We start from the raw sequence: 24,611 nt of genomic DNA, 5'->3' as shown, positions 1-24,611 counted from the left end.
AAATTTGTTATCAATTGATCTAATTGTAATAATTCTAAGTATTTTCTTTTTGGTTGATAAAAGGGAACGCTTTTTGATTTACCACAGCTGAAAAACATACACTTACGATAATGGGAATTTATTTATTTTTAATAGTTCCAGTTCTGATATTAAGCATGTTTGTGCAGTGGCGATTTAGAAGTAAATTTTCAATGTATGCAGAAATGCAATTGAACTCGGAATTTTCAGGCAAAGAAGTTGCAGAAAAGATGCTGCACGATTACGGAATATTTGACGTGAAAGTAATGAGTACTGAAGGACAGCTTTCAGATCATTATAATCCTGAGGAAAAGACAATTAACTTAAGTACAGATGTATATTATGGCAGGAGTGTAGCTGCCGCTGCAGTTGCCGCTCATGAATGTGGCCACGCCGTTCAGCACAATAAATCCTACAGTTGGTTGAACTTACGTACCAGCATGGTACCTCTTGTAAGTCTTACCTCCAACTTATTACAATGGGTGTTGATATTGGGTGTTTTGTTGATTGCTTTTACTTTTAATCCTTTTGTGCTCACTATTGGTGTTGCAGGATTGATCTTAATCACCTTATTTAGCATCATCACGCTGCCTGTGGAATTTGATGCCAGCCGAAGGGCATTGATCTGGTTAAAGAACAATCGAGTTGTTTTGCATACTACAGAAGAACATGCGCAAGCTAAGGATGCATTATGGTGGGCTGCCATGACCTACGTAATCTCTGCATTAGGAGCCATGACCAATTTGGTTTACTACTTGTCTATCTTATTTGGTAGGAATAAAGACTAATTTAATCGATAAGGAACAATTAATTCAAATTCAGGTATATCTACAGTAAAAGAATTGTTATCGGCCAGGCGGTGCATCAGGTAATTGCCGCTCATGTTACCAATTTCTGTAGAAAGTTGACATCCGGACACATAAGAATGACTTTCTCCGGGTTCAATAATTGGTTGTAAACCCACTACCCCTTCTCCTTCAACTTCACGCTGTGAACCACTGGAATCAAAGATAAACCACTGCCTCCTTTTAAGTTGTACAGCATAATCTGATAGGTTTTCAATAGTGATCCGGTAGGCAAACATAAAATAGTCATTGGCAGGATTAGATTGATCTTCCTGGTAACTCGTTTCTACTGAAATCTTTACACCCTGGGTTATAGCTGTAACCATAATTCTTGATATTTATCTGCTATTTCGTCCAATATACTATGAATTGTTTCAATATTATCTTCTTTTACCAATAGCATCCGGTAATTTTTAAAATCTGGAATTCCCTTGAAATAATTGGCATAATGACGCCTCATTTCAAATACCCCTACCCTTGGGCCCTTCCAGTCAATTGACCGTTCAAAATGAGTCCGGCAAACGGATACGCGCTCTGTAATGGTAGGGCCAGGTAATATCTCCCCTGTTTTAAAAAAATGTTTAATTTCTCTAAATATCCATGGATAGCCAATTGCGGCCCGACCTATCATAATACCATCCACTTCAAATTCCAGTCTCCAGTCTGCGGCCTTTTCTATACTGGTCACGTCGCCATTTCCAAAAATGGGTATTTTAATGCGGGGGTTCCGCTTAATCTGCCTGATGAGTGTCCAATCTGCTTCTCCTTTATACATTTGTGCTCTTGTACGGCCGTGTATCGTGAGTGCCTGTATTCCAATGTCCTGAAGTCTTTCTGCCACCTCTTCTACGTTTTTGGTTGTATCATCCCAGCCCAGTCGCGTTTTTACAGTAACCGGAAGATGGGTGGCTTTAACAACAGCCTCTGTCATACTCACCATTTTATCAATGTCCTGTAATAAAGCAGAACCTGCACCGCGACAAGCCACTTGTTTTACAGGGCATCCATAATTGATGTCCATCAAATCCGGGCCAGCAGCGGTTGCTATCTCCGTGGCTTCGCGCATGTGGTCAATTTCGCTACCAAAAATCTGGATGCCTATTGGGCGCTCATATTCAAAAATGTCCAGTTTTGCCCTACTCTTTGCGGCATCCCTGATCAATCCTTCTGAAGAGATAAATTCGGTGTACATCATATCAACACCATTTTGCTTGCAAACAAAACGGAACGGCGGATCACTTACGTCCTCCATTGGAGCAAGTAATAAAGGGAACTCCCCAAGATCAATATTTCCTATCTTTACAGACATTTTTCTATCTTCAAACCAAATTTCAAGCTACAAAGGTACAAACTTTACAAATAATGAATTCCATACAAAAGTCAAGACAAGAGAATAGCCCTTATTTGCAAGCTTTAATGCTGCTGGCCTATGCGCTGGTAGGCCTGGCTGTTTGTGCGTTCCTTGCATTTGGAGGCGTATTTGCCATGTATGGTATGGAAATATTTAGAAACCCACAGATACTAACGGGCGGTGACCTGAAGTACAGACCGGTGCTGCAGATATTCTTATTTGCACAGTCGGTAGGTCTTTTTCTAGTCCCTCCTTTTCTGCTTTCGCTAACGGAAGGACAAAAGTCCAGCCAATTTTACGAATTAAAGAAACCAGGTTTTAAGCCGGTGGGATTGGTGGTGTTGATCATGATGTTCAGCATGCCGTTTATGGAATGGACTTCTTTGATCAACCAGAAAATGAGTTTGCCGGATTTTCTGAGCGGAGTAGAAAGATGGATGAAAGAAAGTGAGGAGTCGCTAAAACAAACTACCCTGCTTCTGCTTAAAATGGACAATACCAAAGATTTCCTGATCAATATATTTCTGGTAGCCCTAGTTGCGGCGGTATCTGAAGAGTTTATGTTTAGAGGAGCAGTCCAAAGGATTTTAATTCGAATATTTAACAATACACATGTGGCCATTTGGGCTTCGGCATTTATTTTCAGTGCCATACACCTGCAATTTTATGGCTTCCTCCCAAGATTTTTACTTGGTGCTGGTTTTGGCTACCTCTACGTTTGGAGCGGAAGCTTATGGTGCAGTATTCTGGCGCACTTCTTAAACAATGCTTTTGCAGTTTGCCAAGCCTATTACATGCAGCAACACAATATGCCTTTGGATGATGCAGATAATACAGCGCATTTTCCCTGGTATGGCTATTTAATTAGTTTTATCATCACCATTGCTTTGTTTCAAATCTTTAAGAAGCAAAGTAAACCAGCGTTAAAACAACACGAATCCCCCTTTTTAAATACAGAAGTTTAAATAAATCAGATGAAAACACGCGCCATAACCGCATTCTTCTTTACCATTGTGATGCTTGGCTCTATCTTTTTAGGGAGCTATACCTATACCGTTTTTTATCTTCTTTTAAGTGTAGCCACCCTGTTTGAGTTTTTTAGCCTGATCAAAACGGCGGGGATCAGACCCCACCGCAATATCGCACTTGCCGCTGCTTCGCTTATATTCTTGATGACTGCAGGGCTCCATTATTTACAATTTGAAACCAAGTATTTGTTGTTACTTGTACCGCTCATTTTCTCGGTATTTATTAGTGAATTGTATAAGAAAGAGAAGATTCCTTTTGCCAATATTTCCTACACCTTTGTAGGCTTTATCTATGTAACAGCACCTTTTTGTTTCTTTTACTCTCTGGGTTTTATGATCCCCGGAAACTATAATTTTCATTTACCACTCTCCTTTTTATTGATGCTGTGGGCAAATGACACCGGCGCCTATTTATTCGGATCAAAATTTGGTAAAACCAGGTTATTTGAACGACACTCTCCTAAGAAGTCATGGGAAGGGTTTTTTGGAGGAATGCTGACCAGCGTTTTGGTCTCTTATATTTTGTCTTATTTCTTTAAGGATATGGGCGCTTTACTTTGGGCAGGCATGGCAATATTAATCGCCTCATTTGGTACACTTGGAGACCTGGTAGAGTCGATGTTAAAGCGCAGTCTGAATGCAAAAGACTCAGGCAGTATTTTGCCTGGTCATGGTGGTTTTCTGGATCGTTTTGATGGTTTACTGCTGGCCGCGCCAGTTGTTTACGCCTATGTGTACCTGATTATAAATTGACATGAATCTCAAAAACGTACTTCGGACTGCTGTTCTTTGCTTATTTATTAGTGGGGCTCAATTTTGTCAGGCACAAAATATACCTGATCCGAAGGCGCATTTTGGGTTCAACATCGGCGACGATTACCAGCTGGCTAATTTCACACAAACGGAAGCCTATTTTAAAAAGTTAGCCGCTGCATCAGATCGAGTTAAACTAGTAGATATCGGTAAGACCGAAGAAGGCAGAACTCAGTACATGATGATCATTTCATCGCCTGAAAACCTGAAAAATCTTGCGCGTTATCAGCAAATATCACAACAGCTTGCCCATGCAGAGGGTTTAAGTACACAGCAGGCAAAAGATCTGGCCGCCGAAGGTAAAGCGGTAGTATGGATAGATGGAGGCCTGCACGCCAATGAAACTGTTGGCATCCATCAGCTGATAGAGAGTGCCTATCAATTTGCCATCAGGCAGGATGCGGAGACTAAAAAGATTCTGAATGATGTGATCATATTGATGACGCATGCAAATCCCGACGGTCAGGAACTGATCAGCAATTGGTATATGCGCGAAAAAGACCCTTTGAAGCGAACGCTTTCTGGAGTTCCCCGGCTCTATCAAAAATACATTGGGCACGACAATAACCGCGATTTCTTTATGCTGAACATGAAAGAAACGCAGAATATTTGCCGGCAGCTCTTTGTAGAATGGCTTCCGCAAATCATGTACAACCACCATCAGGCAGGGCCTGCTGGAACTATTGTCGCTGGTGCACCTTACAGGGACCCATTTAACTATGTATTTGACCCCGTATTGATGACCAGTCTGGATGCGGTTGGAGCAGCGATGCACAACCGTTTAAACGCCGAGGGAAAACCAGGATATACACAGCGTAATGGATCATCCTTTTCTACCTGGTATAATGGGGGATTGCGGACCACTACCTATTTTCACAACATCATTGGCCTGTTAACAGAAATTGTTGGTAGTCCTACTCCCACCGAAATTCCTTTAGTGCCTGGCAGGCTATTGCCCAATAGCGATTCCCCTAACCCAGTTGCCCCTCAGACATGGAAGTTCAGGCAGTCGATCGATTATTCGGCATCTTTAAATTATGCGGTATTGAACTATGCACAGCGTTACAAAGACGAACTGTTGTACAACATCTTTTTGATGGGAAAGAATTCTATAGAACGGGGTAGCAAAGATTCCTGGACATTCTCACCAAAGAAATTAGGAGCCATAAATGCGGCTTATGCCATGGATCAAAAACGGATGACAGTAACGGGTATAGATGAATCATCACGTTCCATACCCGCTAAGTATTATGATACAGTGATGAAATCGCCCGCGTTGAGGGACGCCAGGGCTTATATCATTGCTGCAGATGAATCCCAACAAACCACGGCTGTTCGTTTTTTAAATGCGCTGATCAAAACAGGTGTTCAAGTTCAACAAGCAACGGCTTCCTTTACAGCAAATGGTAAAATATATCCTAAGGGATCTTTTATTGTAAAAACTGACCAGGCCTTTCGTCCGCATATATTGGACATGTTTGAGCCACAAGATCATCCCAACGACTTTAAGTACCAAGGAGGGCCTCCTACGCCGCCCTACGACGCCGCAGGATGGACACTTGCCTTTACCATGGGACTGAAGTTTGATAGAATGCTGGAAGCTGTAGAAGGAGCCTTTTCGAAATTGCCTTATGGAGAAGAAATCAAATTAACACCCGGGAGAGTTCCCAATGCGTCAGGATACGCAGTAAGCGGAACAGTAAATGAATCTTATACACTGGCAAATGACCTATTGAAGGCGGGTTTGCCGGTTTTCAGGAGCCAAAATGACGGGTCCTTTTACATTCCGGGCTCCGCAGCGGCTAAAAAAGCAATTGACAAATCTGCGGCAGTGACTGGGCTGAAAGTTTTACCGGCACAAAAAAAGCCTGAATCATTAGCAAAATTGGGCAAATCCCGAATCGCGATATGGGACATGTACGGAGGATCTATGCCGTCGGGGTGGCTTCGCTGGATCATGGAGCAATACCATTTTGATGCGACAGTGGTGTATCCACAGGAGATTGACAAGGGCGACCTCAAATCCAAATATGACGTGATCGTATTTGTAGGAGGCGCCATACCCGCTTACCAGGCTAAACAACCTGCAAATGCTACAATAAACGGCGCCAGGTTCAGCGGACCAAAGCCTGAAGATGTGCCGGAGGAATACAGAAACAGGCTTGGTAGAATAACACAGGATAAAACGATTCCTCAATTAAAAGCATTTATGGATGCCGGGGGTGATATCGTGACTATTGGCAGTAGTACGAATTTGGCTTATCATCTTGGATTAGCTGTTAAAAATGCTTTAGTAGAAATGGGCGAAAGCGGTGAAGAAAAACGGCTGCCAGCTGAGAAATTTTATATACCGGGCAGTATTTTAACTGTTAACCTAGATAGAAAACAACCCGCAAACCTGGGTATGGATAGTACAGCGAACATATACTTTGACAACAGTCCGGTTTTTAAAATTTCGCCAAATGCAGTTTCGTCGGGCTTAATAAAACCCTTAGCCTGGTTTGGAACGGCTAGTCCACTAAAAAGCGGCTGGGCATGGGGGCAAGCCTATCTTTTAGATGGTGTGGCGGCTTTTGAAGCAAAACAGGGGAAGGGCCGGTTGCTGGCTTTCGGACCGGAGATTACTTTTAGGGCCCAAACTCATGGCACTTTTAAATTATTGTTTAATCAACTCTACAAGTAGGTTGATGCTCTAGTTTTTTCTGCGATTCCCATCTTAAAAATATAGCTTCCGAGTGCTGCACAGCCATAATTTCAGAAAATGGCTATTGTGCGAATATCTAATCTAATGCAACGAACGTTTTTTTGTGGTGTCTTTTATCTTAGGTTAAAAAAATAGCTAATTTAAGAATGAAAAAACTATTACAGGCATCATTAACTTTTGCCACAATTCTATTTCTGTCCTTTACTGCAACAGGTAAAGCCAAGCGCGTCAAGGAAAAATTCAGAGCCTATAAAATTGTGATGAATGGAGTCAATTTCACCGTAGATCCAAGGATTGAATTGTTTCATACGATGGAAGTGATGAGCGGGATACCATTAGTGAACTTCATCGAACTGGATTATAAAGGAAAAATTGCTTCCCGGTTTGCGCCTTTTCAACAGCATGCTCTTTTTAACTATGTTAAAGAAAAAGGGCTATACGGCGGGCTCTTTAATTCAATTGATGCCCCAATGTGGTTTATGTTGCACATGACCAATGATCTGGAATGGCGGGCGGATATTGATGTACCCGAGGCAAAGGTTCCCGCATTGGATTCACTAAGGCTGTTGATGAAGGATTTTTTAGTGAGGTCCGATTATCCCGCTTTTTTTAACAGCAATGCAGATTTGTACAAGATTTCTTTGGCAACGCTCACCTACAACTTGCCAAATTTCGATGAAAAGAACCGATTATTAAACTATTGTGGTGCCGGAGAAGGGAAAAATATCCAGTTCAATGTGATCCTAAATTTCCTGGGCTGGGGCAATTTTGGTCCGCGGATCTTTAAAAAAAACGGGGCTGAGTTATATGCCATAATCGCTCCTGAAAAAAGCGCGATCCGAGTGCCTACATTTGACATCGCTGCCCTTTATCGCTTATTATGGCATGAGTTCGCGCATTCATTTGCCAATCCTGCGGTTGAAAAAACAGAAGCCCAATTTAACCAGTTTGAGTGGATGTGGGCTCCGATTAAGGAATCCATGCAGGCACAAGCTTACGCTTCCTGGCAATCGGTAGTCAAAGAGCATTTTACCGAAGCGATAGCCTGCCGCATGGCTGCTCAGAAATTCGGCGAAGATGCCGCCGAACAGAACTATGTAAGAAATCAAAAAGGCAAACGCTGGATCTACCTAAATCCCTTACTTAAAGCCTTGAAAGTATATGAAGCAAACCGGAGTACTTACCCGACTTTGGACAGCTTTATGCCGAAAATAATTGCTGCATTCAAGGAAATAAAGCAAAACGATATTGATCAATGGATGGCAGAAACGGAAGCAATCAGGAAGCCCGATTTAGACGTAATGCCGACGATAGGGGATATCTATTCGAGGAAAAATATACTTTTTATTGTGTCTAGTAATGAGCCAGATAAAGAGGCCGAGTTGAGGCTAAAGGAATTTATGGAAAAGTTTAAAAATCTTGTTCCTGTCCTGAAAGATGCGAAAATTGTTGCGGATACTACGGCGTTAAAAATGGACCTTTCGGAATATAATCTATCTGTATGGGGATCACCGAAGGGAAATAAATTCCTGGAGAAGTACATGCCTCAAATCCCGCTTTTGATAACAAACGATAAGATTGTAGCGGAGAATATTTATGAGGGAACAGGGTATGGTGTGCTGATTAGTTGGGTAAATCCTAAAAATCTTAAAAATGTGATGGCAATATATACCGGCCAAAGCCCTGCGGATGTTGTCGATTTTAATAATATCCCAAACGGCAGCGGAAACTACCATATTTTCCGGAACAAGATCACCTTAAGGCAAGGCAATTTCAGTCGCCAGGGCTTAATTTGGTTAGCGAAATAAGATAGCTGGGTAGCCATGCGAGCGTTAGGGGATAATTTGCGATCCTGATTTTGTGTAACTGACAATGATCTGCTATCCTTTGGTTTTGATGGAACGCTGTAGGCGAACTTGTTTCAACTCATTCGGTATACCCGAGACGCCGCCAAAATCCGTATCATGCAGAAACTGTTCTTTAAGCAAGAAATTAGGAGTGATGACCAAATAAATAACTTACCTTGTCGTACATGCTCCATAAAGCATTAAATTCTTAACCCTATGAATGTCGCTGGTGTTGCATTGGCTTTAATACTCATCATGAGTTTGCTGCTTTATTTCCGGCTAAGGAGGCACTGGCAAAACCAGGAACAAAGGGCAGAAGATTATAAACGGCTCTTTGAATGCATTCCCACCCCAATGTATATTTATGACGACCAGACTTTCCGATTCCTGGCGGTGAACGATGCCGCCATTGGCCAATATGGCTATACCCGTGAAGAGTTCATGCAACTGAAGCTTACCGATATCCGTCCTCCGGAAGAGATTCCGGCGCTCATCAAATTCCATCAAGCCCTGCCGAAAGGACACGTAAACGCCGGCCGTTTACTCCATATCAATAAAGCGGGGCAACGCTTTTATGTTACCGTCTATACCCATCGAACTACGTTTGAGGGCAAAGATGCCCGGCAGGTGTTGATCATCAACATAGACGAAAAAATGCGGGCTGAGCAAGTTATAAGTGAGAAATCCGCTGAATTAGAGAACATATTAGATAACATCACAGATGGATTTTATGCCTTGAACAGCCGCTGGGAGGTAACTTTTATCAACAAAGCGGCAGAACAGGCGTTGTCCTGCACGAGGGATGAAGTCATCGGCAAAAACCTTTGGGATTTCTTTCCGCGTTCCCGCGAGGGTCGCTTTCATACCGAATACGAGCGGGCAATGACTGAAAGGGTCAGTGTGCATTTCGAAGATCTTTATGCCCCTCTTGGAGTTTGGGGATCGATGAATGTCTACCCGACCAAGGATGGCATAGCAGTTTATTTTGTAGATATTACCGAGCAAAAGAAAATTCAGGAAAAGATTTACAACGACGGACAGAACCTCCGGGCGATCATCAATAATACGCGGGACTTAATCTGGTCCGTTGATAAAGCAAGAAATATCATCACTGGTAATCAGGCTTTTTGGGACCGGGTAAAGGAGCTAACGGGCAAAGATGAGGCGGAGGTAACCAGAGTCGATTTTGAAGAGGAAAGGGTAAAAGTATTTTTCGAAAGTTATGAACGGGCCTTTAAAGGCGAAGCTTTCAGCGTTGTCAGGCAAAGGGAGTTCGATGGCAAGCAGGTTTACGAAGATCTCTCATTTAATCCGATCCGTGACCAACATGAGGAAGTCATTGGCGTGAACTGCTTTTTGAGGGACATCACCGAGGCGCAAGCCTATCTGAATAAAATTGAAGACCAAAATAAGCGACTACGGGAGATCGCTTGGATCCAATCCCATCGCGTTCGTGCACCATTGGCTGCCATTCTTGGGCTTACCCAGCTTTGCAGTCTGGACGATTCGCCGAACGCTGAAATCATCCCTATGCTAAAGAAGGCTGCCGAAGAACTGGAACAGGTGATTGTAGACATCACCAAACTAACGGACGACCTGATTTAGACTTCATTCCGGGATTTCCTTAATGTAAGATAAAATGTCGTGCCCTTATTTTCTACGCTTTCCACCCAGATCTTTCCGCCCATTAACTCAATAATCTCTCTGCTAAGTAATAAACCAAGCCCTGTGCCATTTTCATTCGAGGTGCCAGGTGTAGAAACTGATACGCCATTGTCGAAAAGCTGGTCCTTGATTGCTTCCGACATTCCCTTGCCATGATCTTCAACGCTTATGGTTATGTTTTTGAGATCCGTTTTGGCGGTTAGGTTAATTTCGCTGTTTTCATAACTAAATTTGATCGCGTTTGTCAGTAGATTACGGAGCACAGTGGCGAGCATGTTCCTTTCGGCGTGAACTTTTAAATGGTCCGGAACAATAATATTGATCTTAACTGATTTGTTAAAGGCCATCAGTTTAACCTGATCTACCGTTTCACGAATAATGTGTGGCAGCTCGAGCTCTTCCAGCTGGAATTTTTCAAAAATAACTTGCGATTTGCTCCAATCGAGCAGGTTGATCAATAAATTTAGGGTATGATCGGCCTGACTGGTGATCAATTGCACATATTCCGTAATTGAATCCATGTCACCGGCAGACAACTCCTCGGTCATCAACGCGGCCAGGCTCTTAATTGAACCCACGGGATTGCGCAGGTCATGGGAAATAATCGAAATGAACTTATTCATCGATTCGTTACGCTCCTTCAACTGGAACTCCATTGATTTTCGTTTGCTGATGTCAGCTACTACGGCAACAAAATGATAAGGCGAATCCTTATTTTCTTTAAATCCCGATACATGGCTGACTACCCAAACGATGGTATTGTCTTTGCGGACATAGCGCTTTTCCATACTGTAGCTTTCCCGCTCACCGTTAAGCAATTCATTCCTGATCGTTTCTTCCCTGTTCCAGTCATCTTCCACTATCAGATCGGTAATGTGCATTGATCTGAGTTCTTCCAGAGAATATTGAACAAGATCAAGAAATTTTGGATTGGCAGACAACGTAAAATTGTTTTTATCAAAATAAACGATTCCGGCATGGGCATTGTCAAAAATGTTCCTGAACTTGTTCTCGCTGGCTTCCAATAATTTTTTTTGTTGAATTTCAGTGCTGATGTCGTAAAAACTCACTACTGCACCAATTAACTGTCCCGCTTCATATTGAGGATAGGCGTGGTAACGTACCGGGATTGCCACGCCGGATTTGGACCAAAACACCTCGTCATCCGCAATAATTTCAATGCCTTCCCGAATGGCCTTTCCGATCTTGCAGCTCTCGGCTGGGTACTCGGTCAGGTCCAGATGGCTGTGATGAATCAAACTGTGCATATTTTTTCCGTGCAGTTCACTGTCCGAGTTGAACCCGAGTGTCCGCCAACAAGCGCTATTGGCATATACACACCTGCCGGTTTTGCCAATCGCATAAATCCCTTCCGTGATCGTGTCCAGAATGTTCCTGTAATTAAATGTTAACCCAGTTTCATTAGTCCCGGCTTTGCTTGTCTGTCCAGTAATAATTAACGGAGGGAATCCAGACTTATTAAATTCATTCATTTTTGAGCTAAGAAGGAAAAGTGTTGAGTTTAATAATTCAATTAAGCCTAATGTAGTCAAAGCTAATTGAAATAAGCCAGTAAATGTCAATCTTTGACGGTAAATGTCGGATAGGCAAACAAACATACAGGCCTGTTAGATTGTTCTTCGAACAATGGAAAAGGCAATGGAATTTAAGGGATTTGTAAAAGTGACGGGTGCGCGTGAGCATAACTTGAAGAATGTGAGCGTAGAAGTCCCCAGGGATGCGCTGGTGGTTTTTACGGGCGTATCAGGTTCGGGAAAATCTTCCCTTGCATTTGGAACCCTGTATGCCGAAGCCCAGCGGCGCTACCTGGAATCAGTTTCGCCATACGCCCGCCGCTTATTTAATCAAATGGCTATTCCAGAGGTAGACGAGATAGAAGGGCTGCCGCCTGCTGTTGCCTTACAGCAGCAACGGGGTTCTGCCAGCACACGCTCAACCGTGGGCAGCGTTACTACTTTAGCTAATTTATTAAGGATGCTTTATTCCCGCGCCGGCGACTACCCGAAAGGGCAGGAGATCATTTACGCCGAAGCATTTTCACCGAATACTCCGGAAGGCGCCTGTCCCGAATGTCACGGCCTTGGCAGGGTATATGAGATCAATGAAAAAACCATGGTGCCCGATGATCGACTGAGCATCAGACAAAAAGCGATTGCTGCATGGCCTTCTGCATGGCAGGGACAAAACCAGCGCGACATCCTCACTACCATGGGTTACGATATCGATATTCCCTGGAAAGACCTGCCTAAGAAAGATCGAGACTGGATCCTGTTCACCGAAGACCAGCCTGTTGTACCTGTATATTCCGGGTATACTCATGAGGAGATCCAGCGCTTTATTAAAAACAAACGCCAGCCTGATTATATGGGCACGTTTACGGGAGCACGCCGCTATGTACGCCATACCTTTGCCACTACGCAAAGCCAGCTGATGAAAAAGCGGGTCTCACAATATATGTTAAGCACAGCATGTCCACTTTGCCATGGCAAGCGCCTCCGTCAGGAATCGCTAAGCATAAAGTTTGCTGGGTACGATATTGCCGAGCTTTCGGACCTGGCGTTAAATAAACTAGCCATCATTTTTGAGCCATATGCCAAAGGCGAAGCGATAGCGTTTAAAAAAATCGAAGCGAAACATCCTGAAAAGGTTGTTGTTGCCCGCCGTATTGCTGAAGACTTCCTGGCTCGGCTACAGGTGATGCTGGACCTTGGTCTAGGTTACCTGAGTATTAGTCGCAGCACGCCTACGTTATCGCCCGGCGAGCTACAGCGCTTAAGGTTAGCTACTCAGGTACGGTCCAACTTATTTGGGGTGGTCTATGTTTTAGACGAGCCGTCTGCAGGCTTGCACCCGGCTGATACCGAAGCGCTGCTGCGGGCGCTGGACAGGTTGAAAGCATCGGGTAACTCCCTTTTTGTGGTAGAACACGAGATCGATGTGATCAGACATGCCGACTGGATCGTGGATGTAGGCCCCTTGGCGGGAGAGCAGGGAGGGCATATTCTCTATAGTGGCATCCCCTCAGGTTTGCGCAATGTAAAGGCTTCGCTGACCCGTCATTATCTGTATGAGAACCCCAAAACGGCCGACAATCAAATAAGAATTCCTAAAGATTGGCTAAAACTCGCCGGCGTTACGCGCAACAACTTGAATCAGCTAAAGGCGGAATTCCCGCTTGGTGTGCTCACGAGCGTTACAGGCGTTTCCGGCTCTGGTAAAAGCAGCCTGGTGAGCCAGGTACTGGTCGAGTTGGTCTCCCGGCATTTAGGTGTACAAATAGACAGCACCAGCGAAAATGAAGCTGATCCCCTGGAGCAAACAGAATTGCAGGCCCTGGATGGGCGTATTGTTTCCGGGATGCACAACATCAGGCGTCTGGTAGTAGTTGATCAAAAGCCTATTGGCCGTACACCGCGATCCAACCTGGCCACTTATACCGGACTGTTTGATCATGTGCGCAAATTATTTGCGACCACACCGATGGCCAAGGCCCGGAAATACGATGCAGGCCGCTTCTCATTTAATGTGTCGAAGGGACGCTGTCCGCATTGTCAGGGTGAAGGGATGGTAATGGTAGAATTGCTGTTTTTGCCGAGCGTGTATACGCCTTGTCCGACTTGCGGTGGCACCCGCTATAATCCCAAGACCCTGGAGATCCGCTACAAAGAGAAAAACATTGCCGAAGTACTGGGTTTGACGGTTGATGATGCAGCCAATTTTTTTGACGAAGAACCAGTTATCTGTCGGGCTTTAGAAGTGGTGCGCGAAGTAGGGTTAGGTTACCTGCGCCTTGGTCAGCCTGCCACAGAGCTATCCGGGGGCGAGGCCCAGCGCATTAAGCTGGCAACGGAATTGCAGCGTGCCCAGCATGGCCAAACACTTTATATCTTAGATGAGCCGACCACTGGTCTGCATCCTTCGGATGTGGAGCGGCTGATGCTGCAACTGAACCGGTTAGTAGATGCGGGGAATACGGTGATCCTGGTGGAGCATGATATGCATGTTATTGCTGGCAGCGACTGGGTAATTGATATTGGTCCCGGCGCAGGTGAGGTGGGAGGCAAGATTGTAGCAGCCGGTATACCAAGCGAAATCGTCAGTGTTAAAAGCAGCCGCACAGCACCTTATCTGGCAAAATATATTTAAGGCACAACAAATTTGAGTATTGGCCAATACGACTTATTGCTTAGTTGCAGCAAATTAATTAATTTTAATTCATGAAGTATAGGGGAGCCCAACTGTCTGATATTAAGCAGATGCAAGTTGTTAGACACCTGGTTAAGGAGAATACGTTAAGTAACCCAGACTTAGTACCCGATAAAGACGTGGCATACTACATCACTGTGAAGGGAAAAGGTTGGGTTTGCGAAGTTGATGGCATTGTGGTTGGGTTTTCCATTGTTGATTTGGAAGAGAAAAGTGTATGGGCATTATTTGTTGATCCTGCACATGCTGAAAAAGGGATCGGAAAAGAATTGCACCGATTAATGATCGATTGGTATTTTAAGCAAACCAAAGATAAAATAATGCTGGGAACAGCACCGAACACACGTGCAGAGCGGTTTTATGCACTTCAGGGCTGGGATAACGTAGGAAGCTATTCGAATGGGGAGACGAAGTTTGAATTGAGCTTTGACAATTGGAACAGTTAGCCTAAGTTTAAAAAATTTAAACCAGAACACGCTAACGTTGTTGATACGATATTCAGGTGTATTGAAACAAAACTGATCTAAAATTTAGGAAATGAGCAGCATACAGAACATCGATTTATTAGCACCTTACCTCAGCGCAGATCAGATCATCAAACTGGATAAAGCGGCCAGCCGCCACCAAGAACAGTCTAATATTAACTTCAAAGTTTTGTCCGCTGTGGATAAAATTATTGAAGTAGAAACTGCGCAGGGAGAAACCACCTCAGGCAAATATGCGACCGAAGCCACACTGGTTACACGGACAGAAGAGTTGTTCAGGAAACATTTGCCTTTGTACAACATCATCGTCAGCCCGGAAACATTCCAGGCTTCACCAGCCAGTTTAGTCACCACTGCCTGGATTGAAAAGATGATGCTGCAAAAAGGCATCCGCATCAAGCAAATCGCATTTGACACGGGTATAGACCGGGAAAGTATTTCCGATTGGGTAACAGGCAAACGCCGCATGAGCCAAATTGTGAAAGCGCTGTTCTATTACTACCTGATCCGATAATTGGCCTATCGCAGACTAACCTGCGTTTAATGTCAGAAAAGCGACTAAGTGTTGCTCCAATAATTCCGTATTATAGGTTCCCTCCGTAGTATGGTCAGTAAGTTCCAGGCTGTTATCACCAACGGTGATCGTATAGGCGTTACCCTCAATAACTTCTGGAAAGCTGATGTTAACGATATCAGATACATGCGCGAATTCAACAGCCAGGTTACTCCCAATCTGTTGATTGACATAGGCAGGAAATTCAGTTTTTAACAGATCAAATAAACTTTCAGGGCTTAATGGTTGTACGTTGTTAATAGAAATCATATGTTTTTACATGACCATCCAATAATGGTGCCCCGATTCTTAAATGGGCAGGGAGTAGACAGGGGCAACATTCAGCTTCCGATCAGGACAATAGTGTATGATCTGGACTAACCTTTTGAAAGCATCCCAATGTCATTTCTAATCAGCTGAACCTTTTATTGGGAAAATCGGAGATATTTTTGTGCTATTGATCATGTACAACTAATAATGAACTACAATGAACACCAAAAGTCTATTCCAGCCATTCGCGCTGAAAACCTTAAATATTAAAAATCGCATCGTGATGGCACCGATGACCCGGTCGTTTTCACCGAATGGCATACCAACTGCAGACGTTGCGGCCTATTACCGAAAAAGAGCTGAGGGCGAAGTCGGGCTGATCCTGTCAGAAGGCACCGTAATAGAGCGGCCCTCTTCCTCAAACGATCCCAACATTCCGCATTTTTATGGTAAAGAGGCGCTTTCAGGCTGGCAAAATGTCATTACCGGCGTACACGCAGCTGGGGGCAGCATGGGTCCGCAGATCTGGCACATGGGTGTGATGGATAACCACCATTCCGGCTGGCTACCTCCAGTCCCTTTTGAAGGCCCATCCAGTATGACCCGTCCCGGATTTAGCAATGGTAAGGCCATGACCGAATCGGATATTGCGGATACCATTGCCGCATTCGGGCAGGCAGCAGCAGATGCGAAGCGTCTGGGATTTGACTGCCTGGAACTGCATGGGGCACATGGCTACCTGATCGACCAGTTCTTTTGGGAAGGTACAAATGACCGGACAGATGCTTACGGGAGTAAAACCTTGCCGGAGCGCACACGTTTCGCGGTAGAAGTGATTAAAGAAGTGCGGAAACGGGTTGGAGAAGATTTTGCAATCATCATTCGCTTATCACAGTTTAAGCCTTCGGACTACGATTTTAAACAAGCCAAAAGCCCGCAGGAACTGGAAGCCTGGCTAAACCCTTTATCGGATGCCGGAATCGATATTTTCCATTGCTCGCAGCGCAGATTCTGGGAGCCGGAGTTTGAGGGTTCTGATTTGAACTTTGCCGGTTGGGCGAAGAAGCTGAGCGGAAAGGCTACGATAACCGTTGGGTCAGTAGGTCTATCTGGTGATTTCTTTGGTGCGTTCCGGGGCGATAGTTCTGAACCTAGCTCGTTAGACGAATTGGTAAGACGTATGGACCGTGGAGATTTTGACCTGGTAGCTGTGGGCCGTCCTATCCTGGCTGACCCTTTCTGGGTGCAGAAGATCCGTGATGGTCGTGATGCCGAATTGAGAACTTTTACTAAAGAAGCGCTAGGGCACCTGGTGATGGCATAATTACGAGATCCAAAACCGAACTGATTTTATCGAAATAACAGATAGGTTGATCTGATCGGGATCAACATTTCAAGCTAAATTTCAAACTGATTTACAGGCCTGGAAACTACATTAGATGCGATGGTTTTTGACTTGCCCCAACCCCAATCTTCTCTAAAGTCTTCGTCGGCATGGAAATAGTATTTTGGATTGAATTTGGAACTAGGCATGCTGATCTTAGTTCTTTTGTCTGTTTTACTTGTTGTTTTCATGATTTATTGGTTAGTAATGCTTTAACAAACTGAGAAAACAAAATGTTTTGGTAATATCTTATCTTAGGGCTAATCTATATGCAAATGAATCCTGAGGTAACCCAACTTTTAAATCAGTTAAACCATCCGCTACGCGAACAAATTGAAGAGTTGCGAGCCATTATCTTAAATGCAGACCAAGGGATGAAAGAGAACGTAAAATGGAACGGGCCAAACTATACATTTAAGGGTAACGATAGAATCACGCTAAGGGTTCATCCACCTGGTGCGTTAAATTTGATTCTTCATTTGGGCGTAAAAGCTGTCCCCTTGGCTGAGCCATGGATCATGGACGATTCCAAGCTTCTGCAATGGAAATCAAATGACAGGGCGGTTATCGACCTTAAAAAGCCAGTTCAGTTCGAAGTAGCCCGGCCGCAGTTAGCAAACATCATCAAAAAGTGGATAGCGGGTCCGATATAGATCAATCCTTCTCTCCCGAACAGAACTAAAAAGCCTTTACTACCTGAATTGATAGCTAACTCCTATCTGAAACCGGGTACTCACCTTTTTCGAAACACCAAGGTAAAACCGCTGGGCTGTCTTTTTACTGCCGAGCTCAGGAATGCCATTTTCTTAGCTACCATCATTGTTATCCTGCTTATATGGGCAGTGGTTTTGTTCTTTTTGGGGGTTAAAAAGGCAAGGAAACCAAAAGATATCCGGTACCGCTAATTACCTTACCAAAGTGCTTTTTACGATAGATGGAGGGGTGCAAATCACATTTACAGCATAATGCTGGCCAAGTTATCGCATATTCCAGCAATTTAAGCTTGTGCGGCAAAACATTTTCAGCTAAACCATTGTTGGATGATCGGCACTTTCCAGCCACCGAATTAGCGTGAACAACAACAGAAGAATTGCCATATTGGGCGGAGGGCCAAGTGCCCTTTTTATGTTTAAGAGATTAATTGAGTCGGGCATAGAGAACCTGCACATTGAAATCTTTGAAAAAAAAAATAAGCTAGGAGAAGGGATGCCCTACAGTACAGATGGCGCCAATGATGAGCACATCACCAATGTGTCCAGTAATGAAATACCGGAGTTAGTTACCGCCCTGGCAGACTGGGTACATTCCGTTCCAAAAGATACACTGCTTAAATACCATATAGATCCAGAAAGATTTAACGAATATAAAGTACTTCCAAGGCTGCTATTTGGACAATACCTGTCTGACCAGTTTAGCCTGTTGCAGAAGAAGGCGATTGAGGAGGGAATTTCTTTTCTGGTTCATTATAAAAGTACAGTGACAGACATTATCGACCGGCCTAAAGAGCGCGAAGTGATTGTAGAAATCAACGGGCAGGAAAGATTCATTTTTGACCAGGTGATTGTCTGCACCGGACACAATTGGCCACGGAAACATGAAGGGCAAGTTGAAGGTTATTTTGATTCCCCATACCCGCCTTCCAAGCTAGCTTTTCAGGCCAATCATTCTATTGCGCTCAAAGGATCTTCGCTTACTGCGGTAGATGCGATCAGAACCTTGGCCAGGCATAATGGAGAATTCGGTAAAGACGAGCAGGGCAAACTGCATTTTTCTTTGAGGCCTGGCAGTGAAAACTTTAAGCTGATGATGCATACCCGAAACGGAATGCTGCCAGCTGTCAGGTTTCACCTGGAAGATTCACACCTTGGGAACGACGCATTGTTGAGTAAAGAAGAGATTGAACAACACATAAAAGACAACGATGGTTTCCTATCCTTGGATTATGTTTTTGAGCACGATTTTAAGTTGCCGATTAAATTAAAGAATCCTGATTTTTTCGAAAAGATTAAGGACATGAATTTGGAAGAGTTTGTGGCGGCAATGATGGATCTACGCGAAAAACTCGATCCCTTTCAACTGTTGAAGGCAGAATATGCAGAGGCAGAAAAATCGATTAAACGCCGGGAGTCTGTGTACTGGAAAGAGATGCTTGGCGTGCTGAGCTTTGCCCTGAATTACCCGGCAAAATACCTGTCGGCTGAAGATATGCAGCGACTGCAAAAATCTTTAAGTCCCCTGATCTCTATTGTGATTGCCTATATCCCGCAAAGCTCCAGCGCAGAGCTGATGGCGCTTCACCAGGCAGGCGTGCTAGATCTGATTCCGGTTGGGGAACAAAGCAGTGTAGAACCCGGCCCGGGCAGGGGGGCAATTTACCATTACCAGGATGAGCAGGGACAGGAGGTGGAAATGCATTACCAGACCTATGTGGATTGCGTTGGACAGCCCCATCTGTCTTTCGATGATTTCCCTTTTCGTTCTTTGACGGAGAACGACACAGTTAGTCCCGCCAAACTAAGATTCCGTACCGTTGAGGCCGCAGAAGAAGCAATGGAATTGGGAAAACCGGTGAGTGTTACCACTCAGGGCAATTATTACCTGAAGGTATCAGGAATAGCCATCAACGACCATTTTCAGGTGGTTGACGCTTATGGAGCTTTTAACGACCGGATTTATATGATGGCGGTACCCTACATTGGCGGATTTAACCCGGATTATTCCGGGCTGGATTTCTCAGAAGCCGCTTCGGAAGCAATTATCAATAGAATGGCGAAAGATTAGGAAGGAGGACTGGCTGGTTCACACTAAGCCAGTTGGCCTTCATGCTGCTGACTCTCCAATTTTTCAATATCATAGCCATTGGCTCTTGCTATCTCTATGAGGTCAATTACCGTATTTGGGTCCAGGTCTGGTTTTCTTGCCATGATGAACAGGTATTTTTCGTCAGGATGACCAACAACAACATAGCTGTAGTCGTCTGCAAGTTCAATAATGCGGTAACCAATTTTAAAGGGCCATAAAAACTGTGCTTTCATCTCGCCATCCGGATGAGACTCGTCAAAAAATAATTTTGAGGTGATGGACTTTTCTTCCGCTTTACCTTCTTTGTGGTAAGTGGTGTAAACATCGTAATGATCATTTTCAACCAAGGTGTATGTTTCTGTGGTTTGCTTCCAATTTTTGTCCATCAAGGTTGGAATGGAATATAAAGAATACCATTTGCCTGCAAACGCGTTTAGATCAATAGTTTTAACTGCTGAGTTTTCCATAATAAGTTTTAAATATTAGGAGAACAGCGGTTAGGCCACATTGTTTACAGAAACCATAATAGGGATTGCCTCACCAGCTGTTCAAAGGAATTCATAAAGGCAGGCAAAACACTTAGGGCTTGTGGTTGTTAATTGATAAAAGGAAATCTTATGGAATCATTTGACGTACAATTATTAGAAGACCAGTTTACTATTGAACCCCAGGAAAACGGGTTATATAGGATTATGGAACGAGAAGAAAAAGTAGGGGTGATCTATACGGTTGCCGATGGCGATCAGGTCAAATGGACTACTGCAGATGAGTTGGAAGATGGCTTTGTACAGCAAATTGGAGAACTGATCACAGAACACAATATGTAATGGCTGCGTTTTACCATACCATCGATCCCTATTATATTAAGATTGAGGATAGGGTGCTGACCGTACTTCCCCTGGAGGACGGAGTTTACCGTGTTCAGCAGGATGAAATGCCGGTAGCCGATCTTTATCCAGAGATTACTGCTGCCGGAGTATACTGGAATGGCTTTGGTCAAATCAGTGCGGGTTTAGCTGATGAGATTGGAAGTCAAATTTATGCCTGGGAAATTTAATTGTTCAGTTGGGTAATCCATACTACGGCGCGCTAATACGAGGGGTTAAGAAATAATCCTAATCCGTATCGGCCCTTTAATTTGAGTAACATCTACAGTTTTTCCTTTCTGGGTGATGACGACTTTATCGCGATGATGCAAATTTACGGCAACATGCACTACCTCTTTCATGTACTTTCGCCAATCTTCAGGAAATAACATACGCGCGATTTCTGAGGGGCAAGTACTTTTTTCAGGGCCACGCTCCTCAGCAACAGCTAGAATTTTGGCTGATATTTTCTCTTGCAAATTCACACACAGGGTTTTTTAATTAATGCACTCGATCTCCGGTTCATTTAAAGAGAACAGCCTTTTTATCACATTGTTTATAGATGCCAGCGAATACATTCTTTGATGTTTCCCAGTTTTTATACGCCTGGCATACAAAGAACACTGTTTTTGGACAAAAATCGGCCTTTAAGGGGTGTGTTCTCTGTGTATACACAGAGCAGACACAGAGCAAAGACAGAGCAAACACAGAGAATAGACAGGCTTTTCCTAAAGCCATATCGAAGTGTCTAGTATAGCTTTACACCAGTCCTGTTTCCTATATGGCTGTAATAAATAATGCGGTTTCGTAAGAGTTACATTCGGGTTTCATAGGTGTCAAACACCTTCTCGACACCTATCATACTCCTTTGTAAGTGGTATCATACCCTTATTTTTACGCCTGCTATCTAGGAGCTTTCTAAGTGGGACTTTCAACAAAAGTGTCCAGTAATATCCACTAAACTGGCCGTATATTCGGGATTTTATGCAGAAGAACAGGGCTTGCCAAAATGTTAAATCCCACACTCTTACATAAAGCCTTCTGCTACCATAACCATTTGTTTTGAGCCGATAAAAATGGAGCATCGCTGATGGAGTTCATAGGGATCAATATCCAGGATTCTTTGATGTCCATCTGTGGCTCTGCCCCCGGCCTGCTCAATAATAAAAGCCATTGGGTTACATTCGTATAAAAGCCTGAGCTTTCCATTAGGAGAACTTGCGGTTGTAGGATAAATGTAGATACCACCTTTAATTAGGTTGCGATGGATATCAGCAACCATAGACCCGATATACCTAGATGTAAATGGCCTGCCTGTTTTTGAATCCTCAACCTGAACATACTTAATGAATTTTTTTACCCCCTCTGGAAAATGGACATAGTTCCCTTCATTAATCGAATAAATACTCCCTGTTTCCGGAGTTTTCATTTCTGGATGTGAGAGACAGAATTCACCAATTGAGGGATCCAAAGTAAATCCATTAACCCCATTTCCAGTAGTGTATACCAGCATGGTAGAGGAACCATAGATGATGTAGCCAGCTGCAACCTGTGCTGTACCTTTTTGCAATACGTCTTTCAGGCAGGGTTCGCCCACAGTAGACTTACGACGATAGATGGAAAATATCGTACCTACGGCTACATTACAGTCAATGTTAGACGAGCCATCCAGGGGATCGATACACACAATGTATTTAGCATTTTTAGAAACGGGCGAGTCGATAGGCACAAACTCGTCCTCCTCCTCTGTAGCCACAATACAGCATTCACCACCGCTGGTTAAGGCCGAGATAAACTGATGATTGGCAAAAACATCCAGTTTTTGCTGGCCTTCACCCTGGATGTTGATAGTTCCAGCATTGCCTATGATGTCTGCAAGGCCGGCTTTGTTTACCTCCCGGTTTACAATTTTAGCCGCTATGCCGATGTCGCGCAGTAACCTGGAAAGTTCACCTTTGGCAAAAGGAAAGTCGGCCTGTTTTTCTATGATAAACTGGCCGAGGGTTTTAGCTATGGGCATAAGTAGATCCTTGTTTGCGTAATACTTTTGGAAATGCCTCCAGCATCTCTGAGCTGGCATAAGCCTTATACTGAACAAAATTGCGGATGAAAGCACCGGCAAGTTCTGCCGATTTTTTATCATATAGGTCTTTGTCCTGCCAGGTGTTTTTCGGGTTGAGGATTTCCGCTGGCACACCACTACATTCCAAAGGCATTTTTAGTCCGAAGATCTCATCGCTTTGGTAGTCAGCTTTCTCCAGTTCACCAGATAAAGCAGCAGCAATAATAGCTCTTGTATAGCTAAGCTTGATCCGGTTTCCGGTGCCATACCCTCCACCAATCCAGCCGGTATTGACCAGCCAAACGTTTATTTAGAATTTTTAAGCTTTTCGCCAAGTAATGATGCATAGCGAACAGGGTTTAAAGGTAAAAATGCCTTCCCAAAACAAGCTGAAAAAGTTAGCTGCGGTTCTGAAATGCCCGTTTCTGTACCGGCAACTTTTGCTGTGTAACCGCTTAGGAAATGAAACATGGCCTGTCCGGCATCCAGTTTAGAGATTGGAGGCAAAACGCCGAAAGCATCGCAAGTCAGAAAGAAAATGTTCTGGGGTATTCCCGCTACTGACGGTACTACGGCGCCATCAATATAATTGATAGGGTAAGCTACGCGCGTATTTTCTGTTTTAGAAATGTCGTTGTAATCTACGATGTTAGAAGCGGGGAAGAAATCTACATTTTCCAACAGCGCCCCAGGCTTAACGGCTGCGAAAATTTGAGGCTCTTTCTCCGGACTCAATCCGGCCACCTTAGCATAGCAACCCCCTTCGAAATTAAATACCTTGCTTGCCGACCAGCCATGTTCATCATCTCCAATGAGTCTCCGATAGGGGTCTGCAGATAAAGTTGTCTTGCCAGTACCTGAAAGGCCAAAAAATATGGCGGTATCACCTTTTTTACCAACGTTGGCCGAGCAATGCATGGGCAGTACTTCTTTAGCCGGTAAAAGAAAATTTAGCACGGAGAAAATCCCTTTTTTGATTTCGCCGGTGTAGCCCGTACCGCCGATTAGGATCATCCGTCTTGAAAAATTCAGGATACTGAAATTGGTTTGTCTTGTGCCATCTTTTTTTGGATCAGCCAGAAAAGAAGGAATGGCGAGAATGATCCAACCATTATCTACCTTTTGAGAGAAATTCGCTTCATCAGGACGAAGAAACAGGTGATGTGCAAATAAGTTCTGATAGGCGGTCTCCGTGATTACCCTGATTGGAATTTGAAATTCAGGATCAGCACAAGCAGCCGCGTCCCTAACATAATAGGGCTTACCATCCAATGCAGCAATCATTTTAGCGAGCAATGTATCAAACCTGCCTGCGTCAAAAGGAATATTCACGTCACCCCAAAATACAGAGTCAGCAGTAAACTCGTCCTCGACAATATAGCGGTCTTTAGGCGAGCGCCCGGTAAATTTTCCGGTATCGATGGCCAGCGCACCAGTGGAAGTAATTACTCCTTCGCCGTTTTCAATAGCGCAAATGCTCAATGCCTCTGGCGAACGCTGATAACGGGCCAATTCTCCTGACAGGCCTGGATAGTCCCTGCCAGGTTTAATGGTAAAACCTTTGTTCATACAGTAATAAGTTAGTCGGGCAAATCTAACTACATTTTTGCGTGTAAACCAAAGAAAATCAGCTTATTGTGAGAAATACACACCCCTTAAGATGCTATCTTACAGGAAGTTGGTGATAAAAT

General features: G+C 43.9%; 24 protein-coding genes and 1 pseudogene. 14 read left to right on the top strand and 11 right to left on the bottom strand.

Features of this window, described 5'->3' with window-relative positions; translation table 11 throughout:
* Positions 1–110: 110 nt before the first annotated feature.
* Entirely contained in the window at positions 111–806 is a 696-nt protein-coding gene (locus ACXZ1K_RS03460; protein WP_458971988.1) for a zinc metallopeptidase, read from the top strand.
* On the opposite strand, the gene apaG is transcribed toward ACXZ1K_RS03460, so the two are convergent.
* The gene (gene apaG / locus ACXZ1K_RS03455) at positions 803–1,189 is read right to left on the bottom strand and encodes a Co2+/Mg2+ efflux protein ApaG (RefSeq protein WP_458971987.1); all 387 of its coding nucleotides are present in this window, start codon (positions 1,187–1,189) and stop codon (positions 803–805) included. The genes ACXZ1K_RS03460 and apaG overlap by 4 nt on opposite strands.
* Complete coding sequence (gene dusB / locus ACXZ1K_RS03450; protein ID WP_458971986.1) at positions 1,174–2,172, bottom strand: tRNA dihydrouridine synthase DusB; 999 nt, start codon at positions 2,170–2,172, stop codon at positions 1,174–1,176. The genes apaG and dusB overlap by 16 nt, the downstream gene beginning before the upstream one ends.
* A gap of 53 nt (positions 2,173–2,225) precedes the next feature.
* Between dusB and ACXZ1K_RS03445 the strand changes: the two genes are divergently transcribed.
* The 5 genes from ACXZ1K_RS03445 to ACXZ1K_RS03425 all read left to right on the top strand — a co-directional run bounded on the left by ACXZ1K_RS03445 (position 2,226) and on the right by ACXZ1K_RS03425 (position 10,211).
* Positions 2,226–3,179 carry a CPBP family intramembrane glutamic endopeptidase gene (locus ACXZ1K_RS03445; protein ID WP_458971985.1) on the top strand — a complete coding sequence of 318 codons (954 nt, stop codon included), beginning with the start codon at positions 2,226–2,228 and terminating at the stop codon, positions 3,177–3,179.
* Positions 3,180–3,188: 9 nt separating this feature from the next.
* Positions 3,189–3,995, top strand: a complete 807-nt coding sequence (locus ACXZ1K_RS03440; RefSeq protein WP_458971984.1) for a phosphatidate cytidylyltransferase — start codon at positions 3,189–3,191, stop codon at positions 3,993–3,995.
* A 1-nt stretch (position 3,996) separates the two neighbouring features.
* Positions 3,997–6,738, top strand: coding sequence for a M14 family metallopeptidase (locus ACXZ1K_RS03435; protein WP_458971983.1), 2,742 nt, complete (start codon positions 3,997–3,999; stop codon positions 6,736–6,738).
* 167 nt (positions 6,739–6,905) lie between these two features.
* Positions 6,906–8,567, top strand: a complete 1,662-nt coding sequence (locus ACXZ1K_RS03430) for a DUF4932 domain-containing protein (protein WP_458971982.1) — start codon at positions 6,906–6,908, stop codon at positions 8,565–8,567.
* A gap of 255 nt (positions 8,568–8,822) precedes the next feature.
* Positions 8,823–10,211: a PAS domain S-box protein gene (locus ACXZ1K_RS03425; protein ID WP_458971981.1), complete on the top strand. Its 1,389-nt coding sequence runs from the start codon at positions 8,823–8,825 to the stop codon at positions 10,209–10,211.
* Here the strand turns inward: ACXZ1K_RS03425 and ACXZ1K_RS03420 are convergent.
* Positions 10,208–11,764, bottom strand: coding sequence for a sensor histidine kinase (locus tag ACXZ1K_RS03420; RefSeq protein ID WP_458971980.1), 1,557 nt, complete (start codon positions 11,762–11,764; stop codon positions 10,208–10,210). The genes ACXZ1K_RS03425 and ACXZ1K_RS03420 overlap by 4 nt on opposite strands.
* Positions 11,765–11,918: 154 nt before the next feature.
* Between ACXZ1K_RS03420 and uvrA the strand changes: the two genes are divergently transcribed.
* From uvrA to ACXZ1K_RS03405, 3 genes are all read left to right on the top strand, one after another.
* Positions 11,919–14,438: an excinuclease ABC subunit UvrA gene (uvrA, locus tag ACXZ1K_RS03415; protein ID WP_458971979.1), complete on the top strand. Its 2,520-nt coding sequence runs from the start codon at positions 11,919–11,921 to the stop codon at positions 14,436–14,438.
* A 71-nt stretch (positions 14,439–14,509) separates the two neighbouring features.
* Complete coding sequence (locus ACXZ1K_RS03410; protein ID WP_458971978.1) at positions 14,510–14,944, top strand: GNAT family N-acetyltransferase; 435 nt, start codon at positions 14,510–14,512, stop codon at positions 14,942–14,944.
* Between the two features lie 91 nt (positions 14,945–15,035).
* A complete protein-coding gene (locus tag ACXZ1K_RS03405) occupies positions 15,036–15,497 on the top strand; it encodes a helix-turn-helix domain-containing protein (protein WP_458971977.1) in 462 nt (153 codons plus the stop codon).
* A gap of 15 nt (positions 15,498–15,512) precedes the next feature.
* Here ACXZ1K_RS03405 and ACXZ1K_RS03400 read toward each other — a convergent pair whose 3' ends face one another.
* A complete protein-coding gene (locus tag ACXZ1K_RS03400; protein ID WP_458971976.1) occupies positions 15,513–15,806 on the bottom strand; it encodes a hypothetical protein in 294 nt (97 codons plus the stop codon).
* A 217-nt stretch (positions 15,807–16,023) separates the two neighbouring features.
* Between ACXZ1K_RS03400 and ACXZ1K_RS03395 the strand changes: the two genes are divergently transcribed.
* Entirely contained in the window at positions 16,024–17,130 is a 1,107-nt protein-coding gene (locus tag ACXZ1K_RS03395; protein WP_458971975.1) for an NADH:flavin oxidoreductase, read from the top strand.
* 74 nt (positions 17,131–17,204) lie between these two features.
* Here ACXZ1K_RS03395 and ACXZ1K_RS03390 read toward each other — a convergent pair whose 3' ends face one another.
* Positions 17,205–17,381: a hypothetical protein gene (locus ACXZ1K_RS03390; protein WP_458971974.1), complete on the bottom strand. Its 177-nt coding sequence runs from the start codon at positions 17,379–17,381 to the stop codon at positions 17,205–17,207.
* An 84-nt stretch (positions 17,382–17,465) separates the two neighbouring features.
* On the opposite strand from ACXZ1K_RS03390, the gene ACXZ1K_RS03385 reads away from it, so the two are divergent.
* Positions 17,466–17,843, top strand: a complete 378-nt coding sequence (locus tag ACXZ1K_RS03385) for a DUF1801 domain-containing protein (RefSeq protein WP_458971973.1) — start codon at positions 17,466–17,468, stop codon at positions 17,841–17,843.
* Between the two features lie 418 nt (positions 17,844–18,261).
* Positions 18,262–19,971 carry an FAD/NAD(P)-binding protein gene (locus tag ACXZ1K_RS03380; protein WP_458971972.1) on the top strand — a complete coding sequence of 570 codons (1,710 nt, stop codon included), beginning with the start codon at positions 18,262–18,264 and terminating at the stop codon, positions 19,969–19,971.
* Positions 19,972–19,994: 23 nt separating this feature from the next.
* Here ACXZ1K_RS03380 and ACXZ1K_RS03375 read toward each other — a convergent pair whose 3' ends face one another.
* Positions 19,995–20,459 carry a lipocalin family protein gene (locus ACXZ1K_RS03375; protein ID WP_458971971.1) on the bottom strand — a complete coding sequence of 155 codons (465 nt, stop codon included), beginning with the start codon at positions 20,457–20,459 and terminating at the stop codon, positions 19,995–19,997.
* A gap of 150 nt (positions 20,460–20,609) precedes the next feature.
* Between ACXZ1K_RS03375 and ACXZ1K_RS03370 the strand changes: the two genes are divergently transcribed.
* Both ACXZ1K_RS03370 and ACXZ1K_RS03365 read left to right on the top strand, forming a co-directional pair.
* On the top strand, positions 20,610–20,819 hold the full coding sequence (locus tag ACXZ1K_RS03370) for a hypothetical protein (protein WP_458971970.1): 210 nt from the start codon (positions 20,610–20,612) through the stop codon (positions 20,817–20,819).
* Positions 20,819–21,049, top strand: coding sequence for a hypothetical protein (locus ACXZ1K_RS03365; RefSeq protein WP_458971969.1), 231 nt, complete (start codon positions 20,819–20,821; stop codon positions 21,047–21,049). Before ACXZ1K_RS03370 ends, ACXZ1K_RS03365 begins: the two co-directional genes overlap by 1 nt.
* Before the next feature lie 45 nt (positions 21,050–21,094).
* Here ACXZ1K_RS03365 and ACXZ1K_RS03360 read toward each other — a convergent pair whose 3' ends face one another.
* The 5 genes and pseudogenes from ACXZ1K_RS03360 to ACXZ1K_RS03340 all read right to left on the bottom strand — a co-directional run bounded on the left by ACXZ1K_RS03360 (position 21,095) and on the right by ACXZ1K_RS03340 (position 24,489).
* Positions 21,095–21,343 carry a DUF3253 domain-containing protein gene (locus tag ACXZ1K_RS03360; RefSeq protein ID WP_458971968.1) on the bottom strand — a complete coding sequence of 83 codons (249 nt, stop codon included), beginning with the start codon at positions 21,341–21,343 and terminating at the stop codon, positions 21,095–21,097.
* A 542-nt stretch (positions 21,344–21,885) separates the two neighbouring features.
* A complete protein-coding gene (gene fbp, locus ACXZ1K_RS03355) occupies positions 21,886–22,878 on the bottom strand; it encodes a class 1 fructose-bisphosphatase (protein ID WP_458971967.1) in 993 nt (330 codons plus the stop codon).
* Positions 22,865–23,074, bottom strand: coding sequence for a hypothetical protein (locus tag ACXZ1K_RS03350; protein ID WP_458971966.1), 210 nt, complete (start codon positions 23,072–23,074; stop codon positions 22,865–22,867). The genes fbp and ACXZ1K_RS03350 overlap by 14 nt, the downstream gene beginning before the upstream one ends.
* A gap of 27 nt (positions 23,075–23,101) precedes the next feature.
* A pseudogene (locus ACXZ1K_RS03345) lies at positions 23,102–23,170 on the bottom strand (hypothetical protein); the annotation flags it as partial.
* A 56-nt stretch (positions 23,171–23,226) separates the two neighbouring features.
* Positions 23,227–24,489, bottom strand: coding sequence for a phosphoenolpyruvate carboxykinase (ATP) (locus tag ACXZ1K_RS03340; RefSeq protein ID WP_458971965.1), 1,263 nt, complete (start codon positions 24,487–24,489; stop codon positions 23,227–23,229).
* Positions 24,490–24,611 lie beyond the last annotated feature (122 nt).

The sequence above is a fragment of the Pedobacter jaeyakensis genome (genome assembly GCF_054461315.1).
Note: the sequence above shows the minus strand (reverse complement) of the source record. Positions and strands in the feature narration are given on the sequence as shown.